The organism is Streptomyces sp. UNOC14_S4 (assembly GCF_020740835.1).
GTDB lineage: Bacteria > Actinomycetota > Actinomycetes > Streptomycetales > Streptomycetaceae > Streptomyces.
The window spans coordinates 1-20,383 of the sequence record NZ_JAINFC010000077.1; the positions used below are offsets into that span (position 1 = coordinate 1).

Here is a 20,383-nt window from a genome sequence, read left to right on the forward strand (position 1 = left end):
CCCCTCGCCTGCGCCGCCCCGCCCGCGATCACCGAGGGGCCGCGCTACGCCGCCGTGGCCGAGCTCGGCGCCCGGCTGGCCGACGAGAACCTCGTCAACGGCATGCACGTGCACGTCGGCGTCCCCGACCGCGACACGGGCGTCGCCGTGCTCAACCGCATCCGCCGCTGGCTGCCCGCGCTCGTCGCGATGGGCGGCAACTCACCCCTGTGGTGGGGACGCGACACCGGCTACGCGAGCTGGCGCACCGTCGTCTTCGGCCGCTGGCCCGTCGGCGGGCCGCCCCCGCGCTTCGACGGCCGGGCCGACTACGAGCGCCGCGTCGGCAGCCTGCTGGCTGCCCGCGCGATCCTGGACTCCGGCCAGCTCTACTGGCAGGCCCGCCTCTCCGAGCGCTACCCCACGGTTGAGGTGCGCTGCCTGGACGTGCAGCTCACCGTGGACGACGCGACGCTGTTCGCGGGCCTGGTGCGGGGGCTGGTGGCCACCGCCGTCCTCGACGACCGGTCGGGGCGGCCCGAGCCGGAGATCGCGCCGGAGCTGCTGCACGCGGCGACCTGGCACGCCGCCCGGTACGGGCTCCGCGGCGAACTCCTCGACACGGAGGGCGGGCGGCACCGGCCCGCCGCCGACATCGTGCGGGCGCTGCTCGACCACGTGGCGCCGGGGCTGGCGGAGACGGGGGACGTAGAGGAAGTGACGCGGCTGCTACAGGACTTCCTCAGGCGGGGAGCCCCGGCGGAACGCCAGCGGCGGGCTCTGCGCGCGGGCGGCCTGGAGGCCTGGACGGACCTGGTCTCGGCCGTCGACTGACGTCGCGCCAGGTGCTGGCCTGTTCTGCCTAATCCCCGGTCGGGCCGGTTGAGCGCCGCTCCCGCCGGTTACCCATCGGGCGTACCGATCGACTGGGGAGCCGTCACATGCCGTTCCGGAGGCGGAGAGTGGACCTCGGCGCTGCCGCCGAGACCGGGTTCACGGCGCTGGACCGGCGGCTGCCGGTCGCCGAGGCGGCCCGCGCGCTGCTGCGGAAGGCCTTCCCGGACCACTGGTCGTACCTGCTCGGCGAGCTCGCCCTCTACAGCTTCGTGGTGCTGCTGCTCACGGGCACGTACCTCACGCTGTTCTTCGACCCCGGCATGACGCGGACCGTCTACGACGGCACCTACGCGCCGCTGCGCGGCCTGCCCATGTCGCAGGCGTACCTCTCGACGCTCGGGCTGAGCTTCGACGTCCGGGGCGGGCTGCTCATGCGGCAGGTGCACCACTGGGCGGCGCTGGTCTTCGTCGCCGCGGCCGCGGTGCACATGATGCGGGTCTTCCTCACCGGCGCGTTCCGCAGGCCGCGCGAGGCCAACTGGCTGGTGGGGCTGACACTGTTCCTCCTCGCCCTGTTCGAGGGTTTCTGCGGCTACTCGCTCCCCGACGACCTGCTCTCCGGCACGGGGCTGCGCACGGCCAACACGATCGTGATGTCCATCCCGGTCGTGGGCACGTACCTGAGCTCCTTCGTCTGGCGCGGCCCGTACCCCGGGCACGTGCTCATCCCGCGGCTGTACATCGTGCACGTGCTGTTCGTGCCCGGCCTGCTGATCGCCCTGCTCGGCGTGCACCTGCTGCTGGTCGTCTATCTGAAGCACACGCACTGGGCGGAGCGGGGCCGGACCAACCGCAACGCCGTGGGCGTGCCGATGTTCCCGCAGTTCACCGCCAAGTCGGGCGGCCTGTTCCTGATGATCTTCGGGGCGCTGGCCGCGCTCGGCGCGCTCGCCCAGATCAACCCGGTCTGGGACTACGGGCCCTACCGCCCCGACCAGGTCGCCACGGGCGCGCAGCCGGACTGGTACGTGGGTTTCCTGGAGGGCGCGCTGCGCGTCATGCCGCCGTGGGAGACGGTGCTGTGGGGCCACACCTTCATGTGGAACGTCCTGATCCCCGCGGTGGTCCTGCCAGGTGTGCTGTTCACCGGCCTGTACCTGTACCCGTTCCTGGAGAGGTGGGTGACGGCGGACCGGGCGGAGCACCACTTCAGTGACCGGCCCCGCAACCGGCCCACCCGTACGGCGCTCGGGGCGGCGGGCATCGTGTTCTACGCCGTGCTGCTCGCGGCGGGCGGCAACGACATCGCCGCCTACTCCTTCCGGGTCTCGGTCAACGCCCTCACCTGGATCTACCGGGCCGGCGTCGTCCTCGGCCCGGTGCTGGCCTTCCTGGTGACCAAGCGCGTCTGCCTGGCGCTCCAGGCCCACGACCGGCTGGTGCTGACGGAGGGTGAGGAGAGCGGGGAGGTGGAACAGGACCCGGCCGGCGGGATGGGCGAGGGCCACGTGCCGGTGTCCGCGCGGGAGGGCTACCGGGTACTGGTGCGCGACGTCCCCCTGCCGCTGCCCGCGCCCGACGGGCCGGCGTCCTGGCGGCGGCGCCTGCGGGCCGTCCTGAGCCGCTGGTACTACCGCGACCGCGTCGAGCTGCCGGTGACGCCGGAGCAGCGGCGGCAGATCGAGGAGCGTACGGCGGCGCCCGACGGGCCGGGGGAGTGACGCGCCCCCAGGGGCCGGTCAGTCGCGCTGGACGTGCTGGAAGGCCAGCCCGAAGACGCCGCCCCACAGGACGCCGAAGCCGATGATGAACAGCCACAGGCCGAAGACGATGCCCAGCGCGCTCAGGGCGGCGCCGAACCCGGTCAGCGGCGGGTAGTAGCTGCGCGGCGGGAAGAAACCGAGCCGCCCGGCACGGTCGGCGATCTCGCCGTCCTTCCTGTCCTCCGGCCGCTCCCCGCGGCGGCGGTGGTTCACGGCGCAGAAGAAGGCGACGAGCGAGGCCATGAGGAACGAGACCACCAGTGCCGCCGTGCCCGCGGGCTCGCGGTCCGACAGCCAGGTGTAGCAGGCCCCGGCCACGAGGAAGAAGCCCGCCACCCCGGCGAAGAGATACGCCTCGGTCTTCACCCGTCCGTCCTCTCGTGCGGCAGGGCCCGGGAGGCCCCGGTCGTCTCCGCGGCCTCCGGGTGGTGCAGGTCGAACGCGGGGGAGTCGGACCGTACGCGGGGCAGGGACACGAAGTTGTGGCGCGGCGGCGGGCAGCTGGTGGCCCACTCCAGCGAGCGCCCGAAGCCCCACGGGTCGTCGACGGTCACCTTCGGCGCGTAGCGGGCGGTGCGCCACACGTTGTACAGGAACGGCAGCGTGGAGACGCCCAGCAGGAACGCGCCGAGGGACGAGACGGTGTTGAGGGCGGTGAAGCCGTCGGCGGCGAGGTAGTCGGCGTAGCGCCGCGGCATCCCGGACTCGCCCAGCCAGTGCTGCACCAGGAAGGTGATCTGGAAGCCCGCGAACAGTGTGAAGAAGTGGATACGGCCCAGCCGCTCGTCGAGCATCCGCCCGGTCCACTTGGGCCACCAGAAGTAGAAGCCGCCGAACATCGCGAAGACGACGGTCCCGAACAGCACGTAGTGCAGGTGCGCCACGATGAAGTAGCTGTCGGTGACGTGGAAGTCGATCGGGGGCGAGGCGATGAGGACCCCGCTGAGCCCGCCGAGCAGGAACGTCACCAGGAAGCCCACCGCCCACAGCATCGGCGTCTCGAAGGACAGCGAGCCGCGCCACATGGTGCCGATCCAGTTGAAGAACTTCACCCCCGTCGGCACGGCGATCAGGAACGACAGCAGGGAGAAGAACGGCAGCAGCACGGCCCCGGTGGCGAACATGTGGTGCGCCCACACCGACGCCGACAGCATGGTGATGGCGATGGTCGCGCCCACCATGCCCGTGTAGCCGAACAGCGGCTTCCGGCTGAACACCGGGATGATCTCGGTGATCACCCCGAAGAACGGCAGCGCCACGATGTAGACCTCCGGGTGCCCGAAGAACCAGAAGAGGTGCTGCCAGAGCACCGCGCCCCCGTACGCCGCGTCGAAGACCCGCGCCCCGAACTTCCGGTCCGCCTCCAGCACCAGCAGGGCCGCGGTGAGCACCGGGAAGGCGAGCAGCGCCAGGACCGAGGTGAAGAGGATGTTCCAGGTGAACACCGGCATCCGGAACATCGTCAGGCCGGGCGCCCGCAGGCACAGGATCGTCGCGATGAAGTTCACCGAGCCCAGCACCGTGCTCAGCCCGGCGACCACGAGCCCCATGGCCCACAGGTCGCCGCCCGCCCCCGGCGAGTAGACCGCGCTGTTCAGCGGCGCGTACGCGAACCAGCCGAACGGCGCCGCCCCGCCCGGCACGACGAGCCCGGAGACCACGATCAGCCCGCCGAAGAGGAACAGCCAGTACGACAGGGCGTTGAGCCGCGGGAAGGCCACGTCGGGGGCGCCGATCTGCAGCGGCATGACGGCGTTGGCGAAGCCCGCGAACATCGGCGTGGCGAACAGCAGCATCATCAGCGTGCCGTGCATCGTCACGAGCTGGTTGTACTGCGACGTGGAGAAGAACTGCAGTCCGGGCCGGGCGAGCTCCGCGCGCATCAGCATGGCCATCAGGCCCGCGGCCAGGAAGAAGCAGAAGGCCGTCACCAGGTACATGTTCCCGATGACCTTGTGGTCGGTGGTGGTGACCCAGCCGAGGAGCCTGCCGCCCAGCCGGACGCGCGGAGTGTCGGAGGGGGGCGCTTGCTGCTCGTCCAGCTGTGGCATGGGCTCTCCGTGGGCGGGTGTCGAGAGTGCGGTAGCCCCGCCCGGCGGAGAGCAAACCCCCGCTACGCCAAGCGGGGTTCCGGGGCTCTCCCCGGCCTGTCGTCGCTGCCGCTGCCGCTGCCGCTGCCGCTGCCGCTGCCGCTGCCGCTGCCGCTGCCGCTGTCGCTGTCGCCGTCGGCGCCGCGGTCCGCGGCGGGCAGCGAGATCACCATGGTGAGGCCGCCGCCCGGGGTGTCCTCGGGGGTGAGCGTGCCGCCCATGGCCTCGGTCAGCCCCCGGGAGATGGCGAGCCCCAGCCCGAGGCCGGTGGTGTTGTCCGTGTCGCCCAGCCGCTGGAAGGGCGCGAAGGCCCGCTCCCGGTTCGCCGGGCTGATCCCCGGGCCCCGGTCGATGACCCGCAGCTCGACGCGGGCGCCGAGGACGCTGGCCGCGACGGTGACCGGGCGGTCCGGCGGCGAGTGCCTGCTCGCGTTGGCCACGAGGTTGGCGAGCACGCGTTCCAGCAGCGGGGGGTCGGCGAGCACGGGCGGCGCGTCGTCGAGGTCCTGGGCCGTGACCGGCACCCGCGGGGGCTCGGGCAGGGTGTCCAGGGCCAGGGCCAGCACTCCGCCGACCGCGGTGGGCTGGAGGTCGAGGGCGATCGCGCCCGCGTGGATGCGGCTCATGTCCAGGAGGTTGTCCACCAGCCGGTTGAGCTTGACGAGGGACTCCTCGGCCGTGGCGAGCAGCTCCTCCCGGTCGTCCTCGGAGAACTCGACCTCCCGGCTGCGCAGGGAGCTGATGGCGGCCCAGCTGCCCGCGAGCGGGGTGCGCAGGTCGTGGCTGACGGCGGCGAGCAGGGCGGTGCGCATCCGGTCGGCCGCCTTGACCGGCTCGACCTCGGCCACGGCCTCGGCGAGCCGGGCGTGTTCGACCGCGGCCGTCAGATGCGCGGCGAAGGCGGCCAGCACCCGGCGGTCCGAGGCGGACAGGGCCCGGCCGCGCAGCACCAGTTCGCTGTCCGCCCCTATGGGCACGGTGAGCTCCGCGCGGATGTCCTCCCGTGTGTCCTCCCGTGTGTCCTCTCGGATGTCCTCCTGTGTGTCCCCCCGCGCGTCGTCCCGCTCCGCGGCCCGGACCGGCTCGTGGCCGCGCGGGCGCAGCTCGGCGGAGTCCATCCCGAACGTCTCGCGCGTGCGCTCCAGCAGGACCGGCACGTCGTGCTCGCCCCGCAGGATGCCGCCCGCCAGCGAGGAGAGGGTCTCCGCCTCGGCGGTCGCGCTCGCCGCGCTGCGGCCGAGCCCCAGCGACCGGTCCACGACGAGCGCCACCGTGACAGCGACCACCGCGAACACCCCTAGGGCGAGGACGTTGTTGGCCTCGTCGATGGTGAACTCGTCGGTCGGCGGCACGAAGTAGTAGTTGAGCAGCAGGGAGGCCGAGAAGGAGGCGAGCAGCGCCGACAGCACCCCGCCGATGCAGGCCACGCCGACGACGGCCAGCAGGAACAGCAGCGTCTCGCTGGTCAGGTTGAGGGCCAGCGGATCCGAGCAGCCCCACAGCAGCAGCGTGAGCAGCGCGGGCACCAGCAGCCCGGAGACCGGCCCGCCGATCCGCCGCGCGAACGGCAGCTCCCCGCGCGGGGTCCGTGGCGTGCGGCCCTTCCCCGCGCGCTCGTGCGTGACCATGTGGACGTCGATGTCCCCCGACAGCGCGACCGTCGTCTCGCCCACGCCGCGCGTGAAGCGCGGCAGCCTGCCGCGGCGGCTGACGCCGACCACGAGCTGCGTGGCGTTCTCGGCGCGCGCGAACTCCAGCAGGGCGGAGGGCACATGGTCGCCGACGACCGTGTGGTACGTACCGCCCAGGCTCTCCACGAGCCGCCGCTGCCCGGCCAGCGCCGCGGGCGAGGCGCCCGCGAGGCCGTCGCTGCGCGTGACGTGGAGGGCGAGCAGGTCCCCGGAGGACCGGGCCGTGATCCGGGCCGCACGGCGGATGAGCGTCTCGCCCTCCGGGCCGCCCGTGAGCGCCACGACCACGCGCTCACGTGTCTCCCAGACGCCGCCTATCCCGTGCTCGGCGCGGTAGCGCTGCAGCGTCTCGTCCACGTGCCCGGCGACCCACAGCAGGGCCAGCTCGCGCAGCGCGGTGAGGTTGCCGATCCGGAAGTAGTGCGACAGCGCCGCGTCGATCTTCTCCGGCGCGTAGATGTTGCCGTGCGCCATACGGCGGCGCAGCGCCTCGGACGGCATGTCCACCAGCTCGATCTGGTCGGCGCGGCGCACCACCTCGTCCGGCACCGTCTCGCGCTGCGGCACACCGGTGATCTTCTGCACGACGTCGTTGAGGGACTCCAGGTGCTGGATGTTGACGGCCGTCACGACATCGATGCCCGCGGCCAGCAGCTCCTCGATGTCCTGCCAGCGCTTGACGTTGCGCGCCCCCGGAACGTTGGTGTGCGCCATCTCGTCCACCAGCGCCACCGCGGGCCGTCGGGCCAGCACCGCGTCGAGGTCGAGCTCGGTGCCGGCCGTGCCGCGGTAGGTGTACGAGGCGCGCGGCACGGTCTCCAGACCCTCCAGCTTCGCCTCGGTGCACGGCCGCTGGTGGCACTCCGCGAACGCCACCACCACGTCGGTGCCCCGCCGGGCCCGGCGCCGCCCCTCGTCCAGCATCCGGTACGTCTTGCCCACCCCGGGGGCCGCGCCCAGATAGACCTTGAGCCTGCCGGGACGCGGGCCCGGCGCGTCGGACGGAAGGCTGTCCTGCACCATCGACCACTCCTCTGCACATAAGTTCGCATTACATCCGTACTGCTCATCGTCGTGGCGCGGGGGCGTGGCGGCGCTCCGGCGGGCCGACGTTGACGCGTTTCTGACCCCCGGACGCCCCGGGTGGCGCGCGGGCTATCGTTCGCGCCGCGCAAGGCGGCACGGTAGACATGGGGTATGGCCCGAACCCGGGGCCGCTCGCGGATGCTGTCGGCGCGGCGACTGCGGTCGGCGGCCAGCACCCGCAGCGTCGCCGGGCAGATGTTCGTGCTCCAGGTGCTGATCGTGCTGCTGCTCGTCGTCGCCGCCGTGACGACCCTGCTCGTCCAGGCGCGCAGCGACCGGTTCCAGGGCGCGCGCGGGCGGTCCCTCGCCGCCGCCGAGGCCTTCGCCCACGGTCCCGGCCTGGTGGCCACGTTGCGCGGCCCGGACCCGAGCAAGGTGCTCCAGCCGCTGACCGAGGCCGCCCGCGAGGAGGGCGGGGTGGACTTCATCGTCGTCATGAACACGGACGGCATCCGCTACACGCACCCCAAGCCGGAGCTGATCGGCCAGCGCTTCGTCGGTGACATCGGGCCCGCCCAGCAGGGCCGGACCAGCTTCGAGAGCGTGCACGGCCCGCTGGGGCAGGAGGAGCAGGTCGTGGTCCCGGTCGAGGACTCCCACGGCACGGTCGTGGGCCTCGTGTCGTCCGGGGTCAAGGTCAGCCGCGTGAGCAGCGCCTTCGACCGCCAGCTGCCCGTCGTCCTCGGCGTCGGCGCCCTCGCGCTCGCCCTGGCGACACTGGGCACGGCCCTGGTCTCCCGGCGGCTGCGGCGCCAGACCCATGGCCTCGGGCCCACCGAGATGACCCGGATGTACGAACACCACGACGCGGTCCTGCACGCCGTGCGCGAGGGCGTCCTCATCGTCGGCGGCGACGGCCGCGTCATGCTCGCCAACGACGAGGCCCGCAGACTCCTCGACCTCGCCCCGGATGCCGAGGGACGCCACGTCACCGAGCTCGGCCTCGACCCCCGGATGGCCGAACTCCTCGCCTCCCGGCGCACCGCCACCGACGAGGTGGTCCCCGTCGGCGACCGGCTCCTGGCCGTGAACAACCGGCCCACCGACCGCCGCGGCGGCCCGCCCGGCAGCGTCGCCACGCTCCGTGACACCACCGACCTGCAGGCCCTCGCGGGCAGGGCGGAGGTCGCCCGCGGCCGGCTGCGGCTGCTGTACGAGGCGAGCGTGGCCATCGGCACGAGCCTCGACGTCCGGCGCACCGCCGAGGAACTCACCCAGGTGGCCGCACCCCGCTTCACCGACTACGCCACCGTCGACCTCGCCGAACAGGTCCTGCACGGCGACGAGCCGCGGCCCGCCGGCGGCGCGGCACCGGAGCTGCGCCGCGTGGCCCTCAACGGGGTCACGGACGACCACCCCCTCTACCGGGCGGGCGAACTGCACCGGTTCGCCGCGGCCACCCCGCAGGCCACGGGCTTCGTCAGCGGGCAGCCCGTGCTCGTCCCCGACCTGCGGATCGACACGGGCTGGCGCACCCAGGACCCGGCACGCACCCAGGAGATGCTGGAGTACGGCTTCCGCTCCATGATCACCGTGCCGCTGAAGGCCCGCGGGGTCCTCATGGGCATCGCCAACTTCTGGCGCACGCGCGACAGCGAGCCCTTCGAGGAGGACGACCTGTCCCTCGCGGTGGAGCTCGCCGCCCGCGCCGCCGTGTGCATCGACAACGCGCGCCGCTTCACCCGCGAGCACACCATGGCCGTGACGCTCCAGCACAGCCTCCTGCCGCGCGGCGTGCCCGAGCTGACCGCCCTCGACCTCGCCTACCGCTATCTGCCCGCGCAGGCCGGGGTGGGCGGCGACTGGTTCGACATCATCCCGCTGCCCGGCGCGCGCGTCGCCCTGGTCGTGGGCGACGTCGTCGGCCACGGTCTGCACGCGGCCGCGACCATGGGCCGTCTCCGCACCGCCGTGCAGAACTTCTCCTCCCTCGACGTGCCGCCCGACGAGGTACTCGGCCACCTCGACGAGCTGGTCGGCCGCATCGACCAGGAGGCGGCCACGGTCGAGGACGAGCCCGCGGTGGCGGGCGCCACCTGTCTGTACGCCATCTACGACCCGGTGTCCGGTATCTGCAGCATGGCCCGCGCGGGTCACCCCGTGCCCGCGGTCGTCCGCCCCGACGGCGCCGTGGAGTTCCCCGACCTCCCCGCCGGACCGCCGCTGGGGCTGGGCGGCCTGCCCTTCGAGACGGTCGAGCTGACCCTGGTCGAGGGCAGCAGCCTGGTCCTCTACACCGACGGCCTGGTCGAGGAGCGCACCCGGGACATCGACGTCGGCCTGGAGATCCTGGGCCGCACCCTGGCCGTCCCCGGCCGCGACCCGCAGGAGACCTGCGACGCGGTGCTCGACGCCCTGCTGCCCGCGCGGCAGAGCGACGACATCGCCCTGCTCGTCGCCCGCACCCACATCCTGGAGCGCGACCGGATCGCCGAGTGGGGAGTGCCCTCCGACCCCTCGGCCGTGGCCGCCGCCCGCGCCGACGTCACCCGGCAGCTGACGGAATGGGGCCTGGTCGAGGCGGTGTTCACCACAGAGCTGATCCTCAGCGAGCTGATCACCAACGCCATCCGGCACGCGGCCGGGCCCATCCGCGTCCGGCTGCTCCGCGACCGCGTCCTGATCTGCGAGGTCTCCGACGCCAGCAGCACCTCGCCGCACCTGCGCTACGCGGCCGCCGAGGACGAGGGCGGCCGCGGCCTGTTCCTCGTCGCGCAGCTCGCCGACCGCTGGGGCACCCGCTACACGGCCGGGGGGAAGGTCATCTGGGCCGAACAGCCGCTCGCTTGACCGGCGCTATGGTTCGCGGACGGACCCGTCCGCGGATTCGTTCGCGGGCCCGTTCGCGCGGCGGGCGCGCAGCAGCTCCAGGCCCAGCGGCAGCAGGGACAGCAGCACGACGAGCGCGACGAGCGGCAGCAGGTAGCGGTCGACGTTCGGCACCGCCGATCCCAGGGCGCACCCGGCCAGCACCAGACCCACCGTCCACACCAGCCCACCGGCCGCCTGCCAGACCGCGAAGGTGCGCGGCGCGACCCCCAGCGCCCCGGCGAGCGGATTGAGGACCGTGCGGACCACCGGGACGAAACGCGCCAGCACGATCGCACGGGCGTGCCCGTACCGGCCGAGCAACTCCTCGGCCCGCGCCGCCCCTTCGTGCAGCCGTTTGCTGCCCGATCGCTCCAGCAGCGCCCGCCCGCCGCGCCGCCCCAGCACATAGCCGCACTGCGCCCCGGCCAGCGCCCCGACCACGGCGGCGGCGAGCACCTGCGCCAGGTCCAGATGCGGCCCGGTGTGCGCTCCCGGCCTCGCCAAGAGGCCCGCGGTGAACAGCAGGGAGTCGCCGGGCAGGAAGAAACCGATCAGCAGCCCGGTCTCCGCGAAGAGGACGACGGCGACGCCGAGCGCCCCGAAGGCCGACAGGAGGGAGGACGCGTCGAGCACGTTGACAGCGAGGGGGCCGACGGCCAGGGCGGCGGCCGGATCGGCGGCCAGGCCGACGGCGGGGTCGGGGTGAGCGAGCACGTGAACCGATGCCTCCACGGCCGAGGGGGAGCGGTGCGGTCGAGACTGTAGACGATCCGGTGCGCGGCGGCCCCCGTTCCCGGGGGACCGGCCCGTGCGGATACCGGTTCGGCGGTACGGCAGTTCCAGCTCTCGAAGACAAAAACGGGGCGCAATTCCCTGAATTCACCGAGCACCCGGCGTCGGCGAATAACTCCGAGCAAGCCTGTCGGCCGGACAACTGCTTTGCTAAAGTGTCCGTCGGAGTATCCATCGGCAGCAGAGCCGGAGAACCGGGACGATGCCCCGACCGCCGTCCCCTCATGGTGTGCACTGCCATCGCCTTCTGGGACGTCCAGCGCCTGCCCGGTGCTGACGCCCCCTCACTCGGGCCGTTACAGGGGCGCGCATGAGTATGTTTCGGGCGGTCCGGGAATTCCCTATCGCATTGCGCTTGCTATTCATCAATCAGTTTGGCGTCGACATTGGATTCTGTGTTCTGATCCCCTTTCTCGCCCAATACCTGGAGCAGAATCTGGGCATGTCGGCCGCGCTCGTCGGACTGGTGCTCGGCGTACGGAACCTCAGCCAGCAGGGCCTGTTCGTGGCCGGGGGGACCGCGGCCGACCGGCTCGGCGCCCGTACGGTCATCGTCGCAGGCTGTGTGCTGCGCACCGCGGGCTTCGCCCTGCTCGCCTTCGGGAACTCGCTGCCGTTCCTCGTGGCCGCCTCCGTGTGCAGCAGCCTCGCGGGAGCGCTCTTCTACCCCGCCGTACGCACCTATGTCGCCCAGGAGATGGGGGACCGGCAGCCGGAGGCGTTCGCGCTGCTCAACGTCTTCGCCACCAGCGGGTGGCTGATCGGGCTGCTGCTGGGCAGCCTGCTGTTCCTCGTGGACCTGAGGGTCTGCGCGCTCGCCGTGTCCGCCTTCTTCACCCTCCTCACCGTCGCCCAGGCGCTCACCCTGCCCGCCTCCGCGGTGACCCCCGCCTCCGAGACCGTCCTGGCGGACTGGCGCGAGGCGCTCGGGAACCGCCGCTTCCTGTGCTTCACGCTCGCCACCACCGGGATGGTCACCATGGAGAACCAGCTCTTCGTCCTGCTGCCGGAGGGCGCGCGGACGGCCTCCGGCTGGGAGGGCGGCGCGGGCCTGCTGCTGGCCTCCGGGGCCGTCGCCCACCTGTTCCTCCAGCTCCCGATCACCCGGAGCCTGGAGCGGCACGGGGGCGGCGCCCGCTGGCTGAGCGCGGGGATCGCCCTGATAGGGATCGGCTTCGTACCGCCCCTGCTGATCTGCACCGCCGCCCGGCCCACCGGCCCCGGGGAGGGCATTCCCCGCCTCGCCGTCATGATCACCGGGGCGCTGATCCTCTACGCGGGAGGCATGATCGCCTACCCGGCGGCCATGGAGGCCATCCCCCGCTTCGGCCGCGAACGGCTCACCGGCACCTACTTCGGGCTCTTCTACATGCTCTCGGGAACGGCGGCGGTCGGCGGCAACGCCGTGGTCGGCTGGACGATGGACCTCGCCGAGTGCAGCCGCAGACCCTGGCTGCCGTGGCTGTGCTGCCTGGCCTTCGGGATGGCCTCGGCCGTGGCCATGGGCTGGCTGTACCGTGCCCGGGTGCTGCCGCGCGGCCCCGTCGTGACCCCGGCGCCGATCGCCTCCGGCCCGGCCCGGCTGCTGCCCGGTCCGGCACCCGCCCCCGACGGCGTACGTGAGCAGCCGCCCCGCTGACGCGGGAACACGCCCGACACGGGGACGGCGCGGGGCACGTCTTGCGCACCCCGGCGGTCCCCTGCAAGGTCGAGGCATCGAGCACGAGTCGAGGCACCGAGCATGAGGAGGACACCCCGTGCCCATCGCCACGGTGAACCCCGCGACAGGTGAGACGCTCAGGACGTTCGAGGAGCTCGGCGCCGACGGCATCGAGCGGCGCCTGGCCGCCGCGGCCGCGGCCTTCCGCCGGTACCGCACCACCGACCTGCCCGAACGGGCCCGCCTGATGAGCCGCGCCGCCGACCTCCTGGAGGAGGACCAGGAGGCGATCGCCCGCACCATGACCACCGAGATGGGCAAGCCGCTGGCCGCCGCCCGCGCCGAGGCGGCCAAGTGCGTGAAGGCCATGCGCTGGTATGCCGGGCACGCCGAGATCCTGCTCGCCGACGAGGAGCCGAACGACACCGAGGTCAAGGACTCCGGCGCCGCCCGCGCCCGCGTCCACTACCGCCCCCTGGGCGCCGTCCTGGCCGTGATGCCCTGGAACTTCCCGCTCTGGCAGGTGATCCGTTTCGCCGCCCCCGCCCTGATGGCGGGCAACGTGGGCCTGCTCAAGCACGCCTCCAACGTGCCCCAGACCGCCCTCTACCTGGAGGACCTCTTCGGCCGCGCGGGCTACCCGGAAGGCTGTTTCCAGACCCTCCTCGTCGGCTCCCGCGCCGTCGAGGGCATCCTCCGCGACCCCCGCGTGGCCGCCGCGACCCTCACCGGCAGCGAGCCGGCGGGCCGCTCCGTCGCCGCGATCGCCGGGGACGAGATCAAGAAGACCGTCCTGGAACTGGGCGGCAGCGACCCGTACGTCGTGTTCCCGTCGGCCGACCTCGACCGGGCCGTACGGACCGCCGTGACCGCCCGCGTGCAGAACAACGGCCAGTCCTGCATCGCCGCCAAGCGCTTCATCGTGCACGCGGACGTCTACGACGCCTTCGCCGAGCGGTTCACCGCCCGGATGGCCGCGCTGACCGTCGGTGACCCCATGGCCGACACCACCGACGTGGGGCCGCTCGCCAGCGAGCAGGGCCGCGCCGACCTGGAGGAACTCGTCGACGACGCGGTGCGCCTCGGCGCGGCCGTGCTGTGCGGCGGCGGACGGCCCGCGGAGCTGGCCCGCGGCTGGTTCTACGAGCCGACGGTCCTCGCCTGGATCACCCCCGAGATGCGCATCCACCGCGAGGAGGCCTTCGGCCCCGTCGCCACGCTCTACCGGGTGAGCGGCCTCGACGAGGCCGTGGAGCTCGCCAACGACACGCCCTTCGGCCTCAGCTCCAACGTCTGGACCCGCGACCCGGCCGAGCAGGACCGCTTCGTCCGCGACATCGAGGCCGGTGGTGTCTTCTTCAACGGCATGACCGCCTCGCACCCGGCCCTGCCCTTCGGCGGCGTCAAGCGCTCCGGCTACGGCCGCGAGCTGTCGGGCCACGGCATCCGCGAGTTCTGCAACGTCACCACGGTGTGGCACGGGGCCGACCCCGACGAGTGACGAGCCCCGCCCGGTCCGGGCCCGCCGGGGGCTCTCCCACGGATGGCACGATCCCGCCACATCTGGTCACCTGGAAGGGGGAGGCGGAAGCGCGCAGTCCCGTACCGAGGAGAACCCTCATGACCACTGCCACAGAGACCGACGCCGGCACCCTGCGCGACCTGCTCACCGCACCGGGCCCCTTCCTGTCGGTGTACTTCGACCGTGAACCGCGCCCCCAGCTGACCCAGGCGACCCAGGCCCGCTGGCGTGGGCTGACCGAGCGGCTGGCGGACGAGGGCGTGCCCCGGGCCACCCTGGACGCGCTCACCTCCGAGGTGATCGACCGGCTGTCGGGCACCGGCACCCTGGCCGCGTTCACCGCCGAGGGCCGGGTCCGGCACGTCGTCGAGCTCCCCGACGAGCAGCGGGGCGACCTCGCGGTCTCCGGCTCCCTCCCGCACCTGCTGCCGCTGATGGAGTGGCGCCAGGACCACCCCGCCCGCGTGGTCGTCGTCGTGGACCGCTCCGGGGCCGACCTCCTGCTCTACGGGGACGGGGACACCGAGCCCGTACAGCGCACCGTCACCGGTCCGGACGACGAGATCCGCCGGAGCTCCGGCCTGCCCCAGATGCGCTTCCAGCACCGGGCCGAGGACTCCTGGGAGCACAACGCGGGCGCGGTCGCCGAGGCCGTGGGCCAGGCGCTCGGCGAGACCGGGGCCCGGCACCTGCTCCTGGTGGGCGACGTCCGCGCCCGGCAGTACCTGGTCAAGCACCTCCCGGCCTGGGTACGGCGCGACGTCACCCTGGAGCAGACCGGCGGCAGCCGCGGGAAGGACGGGGGCCGCGCCGTCCAGGTGGCGGCGGACGAGGCCTGCACGGCCGCCGGTGCCGACACCGCCGGGCTGCTGCGCCTCCTGGACGAGGAGCGCGCCCCCGGCGGCCACGCCGTGGAGGGCGTGAGCGACACCCTCGGCGCGCTGGCCGCGGGCCGCGTCGCCACCCTGGCCGTCACCGACGACCCGGCGGACACCCGCACGGCCTGGTTCGGGCCCGCGCCCACCGACGTCTACGAACGCCGCGAGGACTTCGTGCCCAACGGCGGCGGCCCGCTCGTACGCGGCCCCCTGGCCGATGTCGCGGTCCGCTCCGCCCTGCTCACCGGGGCCGACGTCCGCGTCCTCGACCCCGGCACCCCCGGCGCGCCCGCGCAGGGCACGGGCGGCATCTGCCGGTTCGGCTGAAGGCCGGACCGGCCGCGGCCGCACCGGCCGCCGTCAGGCCATGATGCGCAGCGTCTGTTCGCGCACGCTGTCCAGGAATGCGGGGACCTCGTCCATTTTCGTCCCCAGGCACTCCACGATCAGCCCCATGACATCGCCCGCGGACAAGGCGCCCACGACGGGATGGACATGGGCGAGTTCCACCCGTTGTTCGATGCGCTGGACGAAAAGGAGTGCGAGGGCGAGTTCCGGCACATTGCCGGTGTGCCCGTACGGGAAGTCCTTCTTGATGACCCACATCTGAGGGATGACGGCGCCATAAACAATGATGTGCGCCAGGGCGAACATGGCCCGGGCCGTCTCCCGCGCCGACTGCTCGTCCTCCTCCCAGCCCTGGAGAGCGGCGATGGCGTCCATGTCCTCCGCGAGGTGGGCCTGGATGAGTGCCACGCCGTGGAGCACTTCTTCCTTGGTGTAGGGGCGCTTCTTCGGCCTGTCGCTCACTGATTACCAACTCCTGCCCGTCCTGCTCACCGTGGCTTCCGTCGTCGCAGCACGCCCAGTCTGGCAGGGCCGCGGACGCTCCCGCAGGGCGCTGGAACAGCCGGTGGCGGCGCGGTACGGTAATCGGTTCCCCGTACAACGGGAGGCGTGTCGCGCACCGGGCGGGAACACATCCCTCAAACGGATTCCTATTACCCATTTGGCTCAATTGCCTGTGGGCCGTGCGGGGTAGGGGGACAGTGGTTCACCCGGGCCCGGTCCGGGGCCGTCGGCCCGGAACGGGAATTCGACTTCCCGGGCGCCGTGAATCGCACATACGCGGGGGCGTCATGAGTACACCTGCACCGATCCGTATCCTGCGTGGCACCGACCTGTTGGACCTCACCTTCGCTTTCCCCGGACTGAAGTTCCAGGGCGGACTGGGCCCCAGACGGCTCGTCCGCGCCGATCCCGGGCAGGACGCCCTGCTCGTCGTCACCTTCGGTCCGCAGCATGTGGTGGAGCACGCTTTCGATGTACTGAACCACCCGGAGGAATCAAGGGACTTGCCCGTCGAATCCCTCATCAGCGGCAGAAGCGTCCTCGTCTTCGAGGTCGGGCCGCAGGACGTCGTCGGCTACGACGAGGCCGGGCTGCTCGACGCGATGGGGCGGCTGCCGCTCCGCGTCGTCGACGCCGCCCGCGAGCCGGACACCCCCCACGCCGTGGCCGTCCGGCCGCCCGGCCCGCCCGACGGTGACCTCACCGCATGGGCCACCTCCCTCGTACGCCTGCTGCGCGTCACCGCCGAACTCGGCGCGCGCTTCGGGCCCGAGGCCGCCCTCGCCGTGGCCGAGGCCGCCGGGGCGAGCGTGACGGGAACAGGACCCGGGGAAGCGGTGGCCGAGGGCGTCACCGGCGGTCCGCAGGACCCGCTCGCCGACCCCGCCCACCCCTTCACCGGCATCGAACTGCCCTACCGGCTCTACCTCTCCCCGTCGCAGAAGGCGCGCTGGAACCACCGCGGCACCCTCGCCGACCCCGCGCCCGGAGACCGCGTCGAGCTCTGGCACACCCGGTCCACCGGCACCACCGCGCGCGCCGTCTGGAACCGTGAACGGGCCGCCGACCCGGGCGCCCCCTCCGTCTTCCCCCAGCCGATGGACGGCCAGGACCGCTCCTGGATCGTCGACCTCACCTCCGGGGCGGGCCTCACCGACCCCGCGGGGCAGCCCTACACCCCGCTGCCGATCGACGTCGACAAGCTCATGCTGTCGGCCCTGGGCGGCTGGCTCGACAGCTCGGGCGAGTGGCGCAACCGCCCCGTGCGCAATCCGCTCACCCAGTGGCGGCACCGCGCGGCCCTCGGGCGTGATCACTATGTCCGCATCGTGAAGGCGGGCTTCCTCGCGCCCTTCGGCCACCGCGCCCTGTTCGTGCAGATCACCGAGCGCAAATTCGACGACCCGCGCGCCGCCTACCTCTTCCAGCGCAAGTTCATCGTCATCCGTCAGCCGCTGCGCACCTACAACCCGAACCTCGCCCTCCCCGGGGGCCCCGACGGCAAGAGCGGCGTCCTGACCAACGCCCTCTTCCCCTTCACCAGTGTGCACATCGACACCCTGGTGACCCCCGATCTCATCGGCACCAAGGACAATGAGGCGTTCTTCGCGATCACCCCCGCGGAGAACCCCTTCCGGTTCAAGGTCACCGCGGTCGACCACGACGGCAGGACCGTCGAGTTCCGCACCCCGATGCAGTTCGTCTACGACACCCTCGCCACCCCCGGCACCGCGCTCAACGGCGTCGTGAGCGGCTACAACAGCCTGGACTCCCGGCAATTCCTGGCCCCTGGAGAGGTCGCCCCCCGGGCCGAGGTGAGTGCCGAACTGTTCGGCCAGTCCGTGGCGTTCGCACCCAGTGCCAAGCCCGACGACACCCGCCTCGACGTCGCCCACCTGATCTGGGGCATGGCCGCGCCGCCCGGGCTCGTCGCGCCGAACCCGGACCTCGCCGACGCCCCCTTCCTCCCTCAGCTCCGCTGGGCGAACGTCAGCCTGCCCGCGGTCACCCAGCTCGCGGGCCGGGCCGCCACCGTCCCCGTCGCCTACGCCGACCGTTACGCCGAATCCGCCTTCCAGCAGCTGGCCGGGCGCAGGCCCAACACGGGCGAGGTCTTCCTGAGCCTGCTCACCGACAAGAGCAACACGCTCACCATGAATTTCAACAACAACAGCGACCGGTCGGGCGGGCTGGTCGCCCCCAGCTTCGACGTCGCGGGGCTCTCCCGCAGGACCGGGCCCGTCTCCGGCATCGGAGCCGACGCCCTCCAGCGGTTCGCCGACGGCCAGTTCAAGCCGGACGAGTTCTTCCACCCCTCCGACGCCCTCAAGCTGCTCGGCGCCAACCTCCTCGGCATCGTCCCCCTCGCCGACATCATCAAGGCCGCCGGTGTCGACGAGCCCCTCAAGGTCCCCCAGTTCTTCACCGAGACCGTCAACGCGGTCACCGGCTTCCTCGCCGACCTCCGCAGGATCCGCGACCAGATCCTCAGCAGGACCGGCCAACTGCCCGGCGCCGCGCAGCAGGTCGCCGACACCGCGCAGGCCTTCGTCAAGACCGTCGGCGACTTCCTCGCCCAGGAGCTCGGCCGCAAACCGGGGGACCCGCCCGGACCCCTCACCATGCAGGACGTCGACAACGCCTTCAACGCGTTCTCCACCGCCCTGAACAACCTCGTGGGCCTCCTGCCCGCGAACGCGGACCCGGGCCTGCGCGCCCTCCTCGCCCGCGTCCAGCAGCAGGCCGCCACCTGGACCAACGCCGCGGGCCAGGTGCTGTCCCTGCGGCAGGCCGTGGAACAGGCCGCCAAGGCCGCGAAACTCCCCGAGACCGTCAACGCCCGCTTCGAGTGGCGTCCGCAGATCCAGTCCTGGACACCGCCCGGTCTGTCCGGTCCCGTCTTCGTGCCCGACCCCGACGGGAGCCTCTCCGTCGTCGTCGACCTCCGCGGCTCGCTCCGCCCCGACATCGCCTCCGGCGCCGATGTCACCTGCACCCTGGAGAAGTTCAAGCTCTTCCTCGTCCCCGGCGTCTTCCGGGCCCTGGAACTCGACTTCGACCGCATCCGCCTCACCGCGCGGGCGGGCAAGAAGCTCGACGTCGACGTCGGCTTCAAGGGCGTCCACTTCATCGGCCCGCTCTCGTTCGTGGAGACCCTGCGGCAGCTCATCCCCCTCGACGGCTTCAGCGACCCGCCCGGCATCCAGGTCACGCCCAGCGGCATCACCGCCACGTACGGGCTGCCGCTGCCCAACCTCGCGATCGGCGTGTTCAGCCTGGAGAACCTCCGCCTCGACGCCTCCCTCGACCTGCCGTTCGTCGGCCGGTCCATGGAGGCGCGCTTCTCCTTCTGCACCCGGCAGGCGCCCTTCCGGCTCACCGTCTCCCTCCTCGGCGGCGGGGGCTTCTTCGGCATCACCCTCACCCCCCGGCGGATCGCCGTGCTCGAAGCGGCGCTGGAGTTCGGCGCCGCCCTGTCCATGAACTTCGGCGTCGCCAGCGGCAGCCTGTCGGTCATGGCGGGCATCTACTACCGCCTGGAGATCGACACCGGCGAGTCCCGGCTCACCGGCTACTTCCGCGCCCGCGGCGAGGTCGACGTCCTCGGCATCGTCTCCGCCTCCATCGAGATCTGCCTCGAACTCACCTGGGACCAGGGCACCGGCACCGTCTTCGGCCGGGCCAGGATCAGCATCAGCATCCACATCGGCTTCTGGTCCCAGTCGGTCACCATCGAGTGCGAGAAGCGGTTCGTGGGCTCCGGGCCCACCACCTTCGCGGCGCTGCCCGACGCGCCACAGCCCGTACGGCCGCCCACCTTCGCCGAGATGATGGCGCCGTACCCCGACCCCGTCACCGGCGAACAACGGGTCCCCGTCGACGAATACTGCACCGCGTTCGCGGAGGTGAGCTGAACCATGCCCGAGACGATCCGGTGGACCGTCCTGCCCGACGGAGTGGCCACCGACGGCAGACTCCAGCTGACCGTCCTGGTCAGCCCCCGCCTCACCGGCGGCACCACCCTCAAGGACTTCGGGGGCTTCCTCGACTGGCCGAGGACCCTCGGCACGTATGTCGGGTCGCTGCAGGTGATGTTCGCCCCGGACGCCACCACCACGGGCACCGCCGTGCCCGCCAAGGTCCGCACCGACCGCTATCCGCCGCCCAGCAGCGACCTGTGGACGGCACTCTTCCGGTCCGATACCAAGGTCAAGGACCCCACCGCACAGCCGACCCTGTTCGCCCAGGGCACGCCACCCACGCTCCGCTCCTTCCCCAGCAAGGCCGTCCACGGGCAGATCGGCAACCTCTACCAGGTCGCCGCGACCGGCACCGCCCGCAGCCGCGCCTTTCCCGGCGGCAGCAGCGGCCAGGCCCTCGGCGAAGGCCCCCCGCCGCCGCCCAGCTGGGACCTCCCCGACC

13 protein-coding genes are annotated in these 20,383 nt (G+C 72.6%); 8 read left to right on the forward strand and 5 right to left on the reverse strand.

Annotated features, from left to right (window positions below; translation table 11 throughout):
- Both K6I34_RS10055 and K6I34_RS10060 read left to right on the forward strand, forming a co-directional pair.
- A partial coding sequence (locus K6I34_RS10055) for a YbdK family carboxylate-amine ligase (RefSeq protein ID WP_229324399.1) occupies positions 1 to 813 on the forward strand: 813 nt, incomplete at its 5' end.
- A 107-nt stretch (positions 814 to 920) separates the two neighbouring features.
- A complete protein-coding gene (locus K6I34_RS10060; RefSeq protein ID WP_229324401.1) occupies positions 921 to 2,537 on the forward strand; it encodes a cytochrome bc complex cytochrome b subunit in 1,617 nt (538 codons plus the stop codon).
- Between the two features lie 18 nt (positions 2,538 to 2,555).
- Here K6I34_RS10060 and K6I34_RS10065 read toward each other — a convergent pair whose 3' ends face one another.
- The 3 genes from K6I34_RS10065 to K6I34_RS10075 all read right to left on the reverse strand — a co-directional run bounded on the left by K6I34_RS10065 (position 2,556) and on the right by K6I34_RS10075 (position 7,383).
- On the reverse strand, positions 2,556 to 2,945 hold the full coding sequence (locus K6I34_RS10065) for a cytochrome c oxidase subunit 4 (RefSeq protein ID WP_229324403.1): 390 nt from the start codon (positions 2,943 to 2,945) through the stop codon (positions 2,556 to 2,558).
- Entirely contained in the window at positions 2,942 to 4,630 is a 1,689-nt protein-coding gene (gene ctaD / locus K6I34_RS10070) for a cytochrome c oxidase subunit I (protein ID WP_229324405.1), read from the reverse strand. The genes K6I34_RS10065 and ctaD overlap by 4 nt, the downstream gene beginning before the upstream one ends.
- 62 nt (positions 4,631 to 4,692) lie before the next feature.
- A complete protein-coding gene (locus K6I34_RS10075; RefSeq protein WP_229324407.1) occupies positions 4,693 to 7,383 on the reverse strand; it encodes an ATP-binding protein in 2,691 nt (896 codons plus the stop codon).
- A gap of 174 nt (positions 7,384 to 7,557) precedes the next feature.
- On the opposite strand from K6I34_RS10075, the gene K6I34_RS10080 reads away from it, so the two are divergent.
- Complete coding sequence (locus tag K6I34_RS10080; protein ID WP_374230870.1) at positions 7,558 to 10,236, forward strand: SpoIIE family protein phosphatase; 2,679 nt, start codon at positions 7,558 to 7,560, stop codon at positions 10,234 to 10,236.
- Positions 10,237 to 10,242: 6 nt separating this feature from the next.
- Here K6I34_RS10080 and K6I34_RS10085 read toward each other — a convergent pair whose 3' ends face one another.
- Positions 10,243 to 10,917 (reverse strand): DedA family protein, encoded by a 675-nt coding sequence (locus tag K6I34_RS10085; RefSeq protein ID WP_229324422.1) that lies wholly within the window; start codon positions 10,915 to 10,917, stop codon positions 10,243 to 10,245.
- 442 nt (positions 10,918 to 11,359) lie between these two features.
- Here K6I34_RS10085 and K6I34_RS10090 point away from each other — a divergent pair, with 442 nt between their 5' ends.
- From K6I34_RS10090 to K6I34_RS10100, 3 genes are all read left to right on the forward strand, one after another.
- Positions 11,360 to 12,688, forward strand: coding sequence for an MFS transporter (locus K6I34_RS10090; RefSeq protein ID WP_229324409.1), 1,329 nt, complete (start codon positions 11,360 to 11,362; stop codon positions 12,686 to 12,688).
- 118 nt (positions 12,689 to 12,806) lie between these two features.
- Complete coding sequence (locus tag K6I34_RS10095) at positions 12,807 to 14,210, forward strand: NADP-dependent succinic semialdehyde dehydrogenase (protein WP_229324411.1); 1,404 nt, start codon at positions 12,807 to 12,809, stop codon at positions 14,208 to 14,210.
- A gap of 119 nt (positions 14,211 to 14,329) precedes the next feature.
- Positions 14,330 to 15,436, forward strand: coding sequence for a Vms1/Ankzf1 family peptidyl-tRNA hydrolase (locus K6I34_RS10100; protein WP_229324413.1), 1,107 nt, complete (start codon positions 14,330 to 14,332; stop codon positions 15,434 to 15,436).
- 33 nt (positions 15,437 to 15,469) lie between these two features.
- On the opposite strand, the gene K6I34_RS10105 is transcribed toward K6I34_RS10100, so the two are convergent.
- Positions 15,470 to 15,919 (reverse strand): DUF6224 family protein, encoded by a 450-nt coding sequence (locus K6I34_RS10105; protein WP_229324414.1) that lies wholly within the window; start codon positions 15,917 to 15,919, stop codon positions 15,470 to 15,472.
- Between the two features lie 329 nt (positions 15,920 to 16,248).
- Here K6I34_RS10105 and K6I34_RS10110 point away from each other — a divergent pair, with 329 nt between their 5' ends.
- Together K6I34_RS10110 and K6I34_RS10115 are read left to right on the forward strand one after the other, a co-directional pair.
- The gene (locus K6I34_RS10110) at positions 16,249 to 19,875 is read left to right on the forward strand and encodes a hypothetical protein (protein WP_229324416.1); all 3,627 of its coding nucleotides are present in this window, start codon (positions 16,249 to 16,251) and stop codon (positions 19,873 to 19,875) included.
- 3 nt (positions 19,876 to 19,878) lie between these two features.
- Positions 19,879 to 20,383 (forward strand): hypothetical protein (locus tag K6I34_RS10115; RefSeq protein WP_229324418.1); only part of this gene is annotated, 505 nt, incomplete at its 3' end.

Excerpts from the sequence above, each read along its gene's own strand:
- K6I34_RS10100 (WP_229324413.1), top strand. The coding sequence starts at position 14,330 with ATGACCACTGCCACAGAGACCGACGCCGGCACCCTGCGCGACCTGCTC.
- ctaD (WP_229324405.1), bottom strand. The coding sequence starts at position 4,630 with ATGCCACAGCTGGACGAGCAGCAAGCGCCCCCCTCCGACACTCCGCGC.
- K6I34_RS10080 (WP_374230870.1), top strand. The coding sequence starts at position 7,558 with ATGGCCCGAACCCGGGGCCGCTCGCGGATGCTGTCGGCGCGGCGACTG.
- K6I34_RS10075 (WP_229324407.1), bottom strand. The coding sequence starts at position 7,383 with ATGGTGCAGGACAGCCTTCCGTCCGACGCGCCGGGCCCGCGTCCCGGC.
- K6I34_RS10110 (WP_229324416.1), top strand. The coding sequence starts at position 16,249 with ATGAGTACACCTGCACCGATCCGTATCCTGCGTGGCACCGACCTGTTG.
- K6I34_RS10060 (WP_229324401.1), top strand. The coding sequence starts at position 921 with ATGCCGTTCCGGAGGCGGAGAGTGGACCTCGGCGCTGCCGCCGAGACC.
- K6I34_RS10090 (WP_229324409.1), top strand. The coding sequence starts at position 11,360 with ATGAGTATGTTTCGGGCGGTCCGGGAATTCCCTATCGCATTGCGCTTG.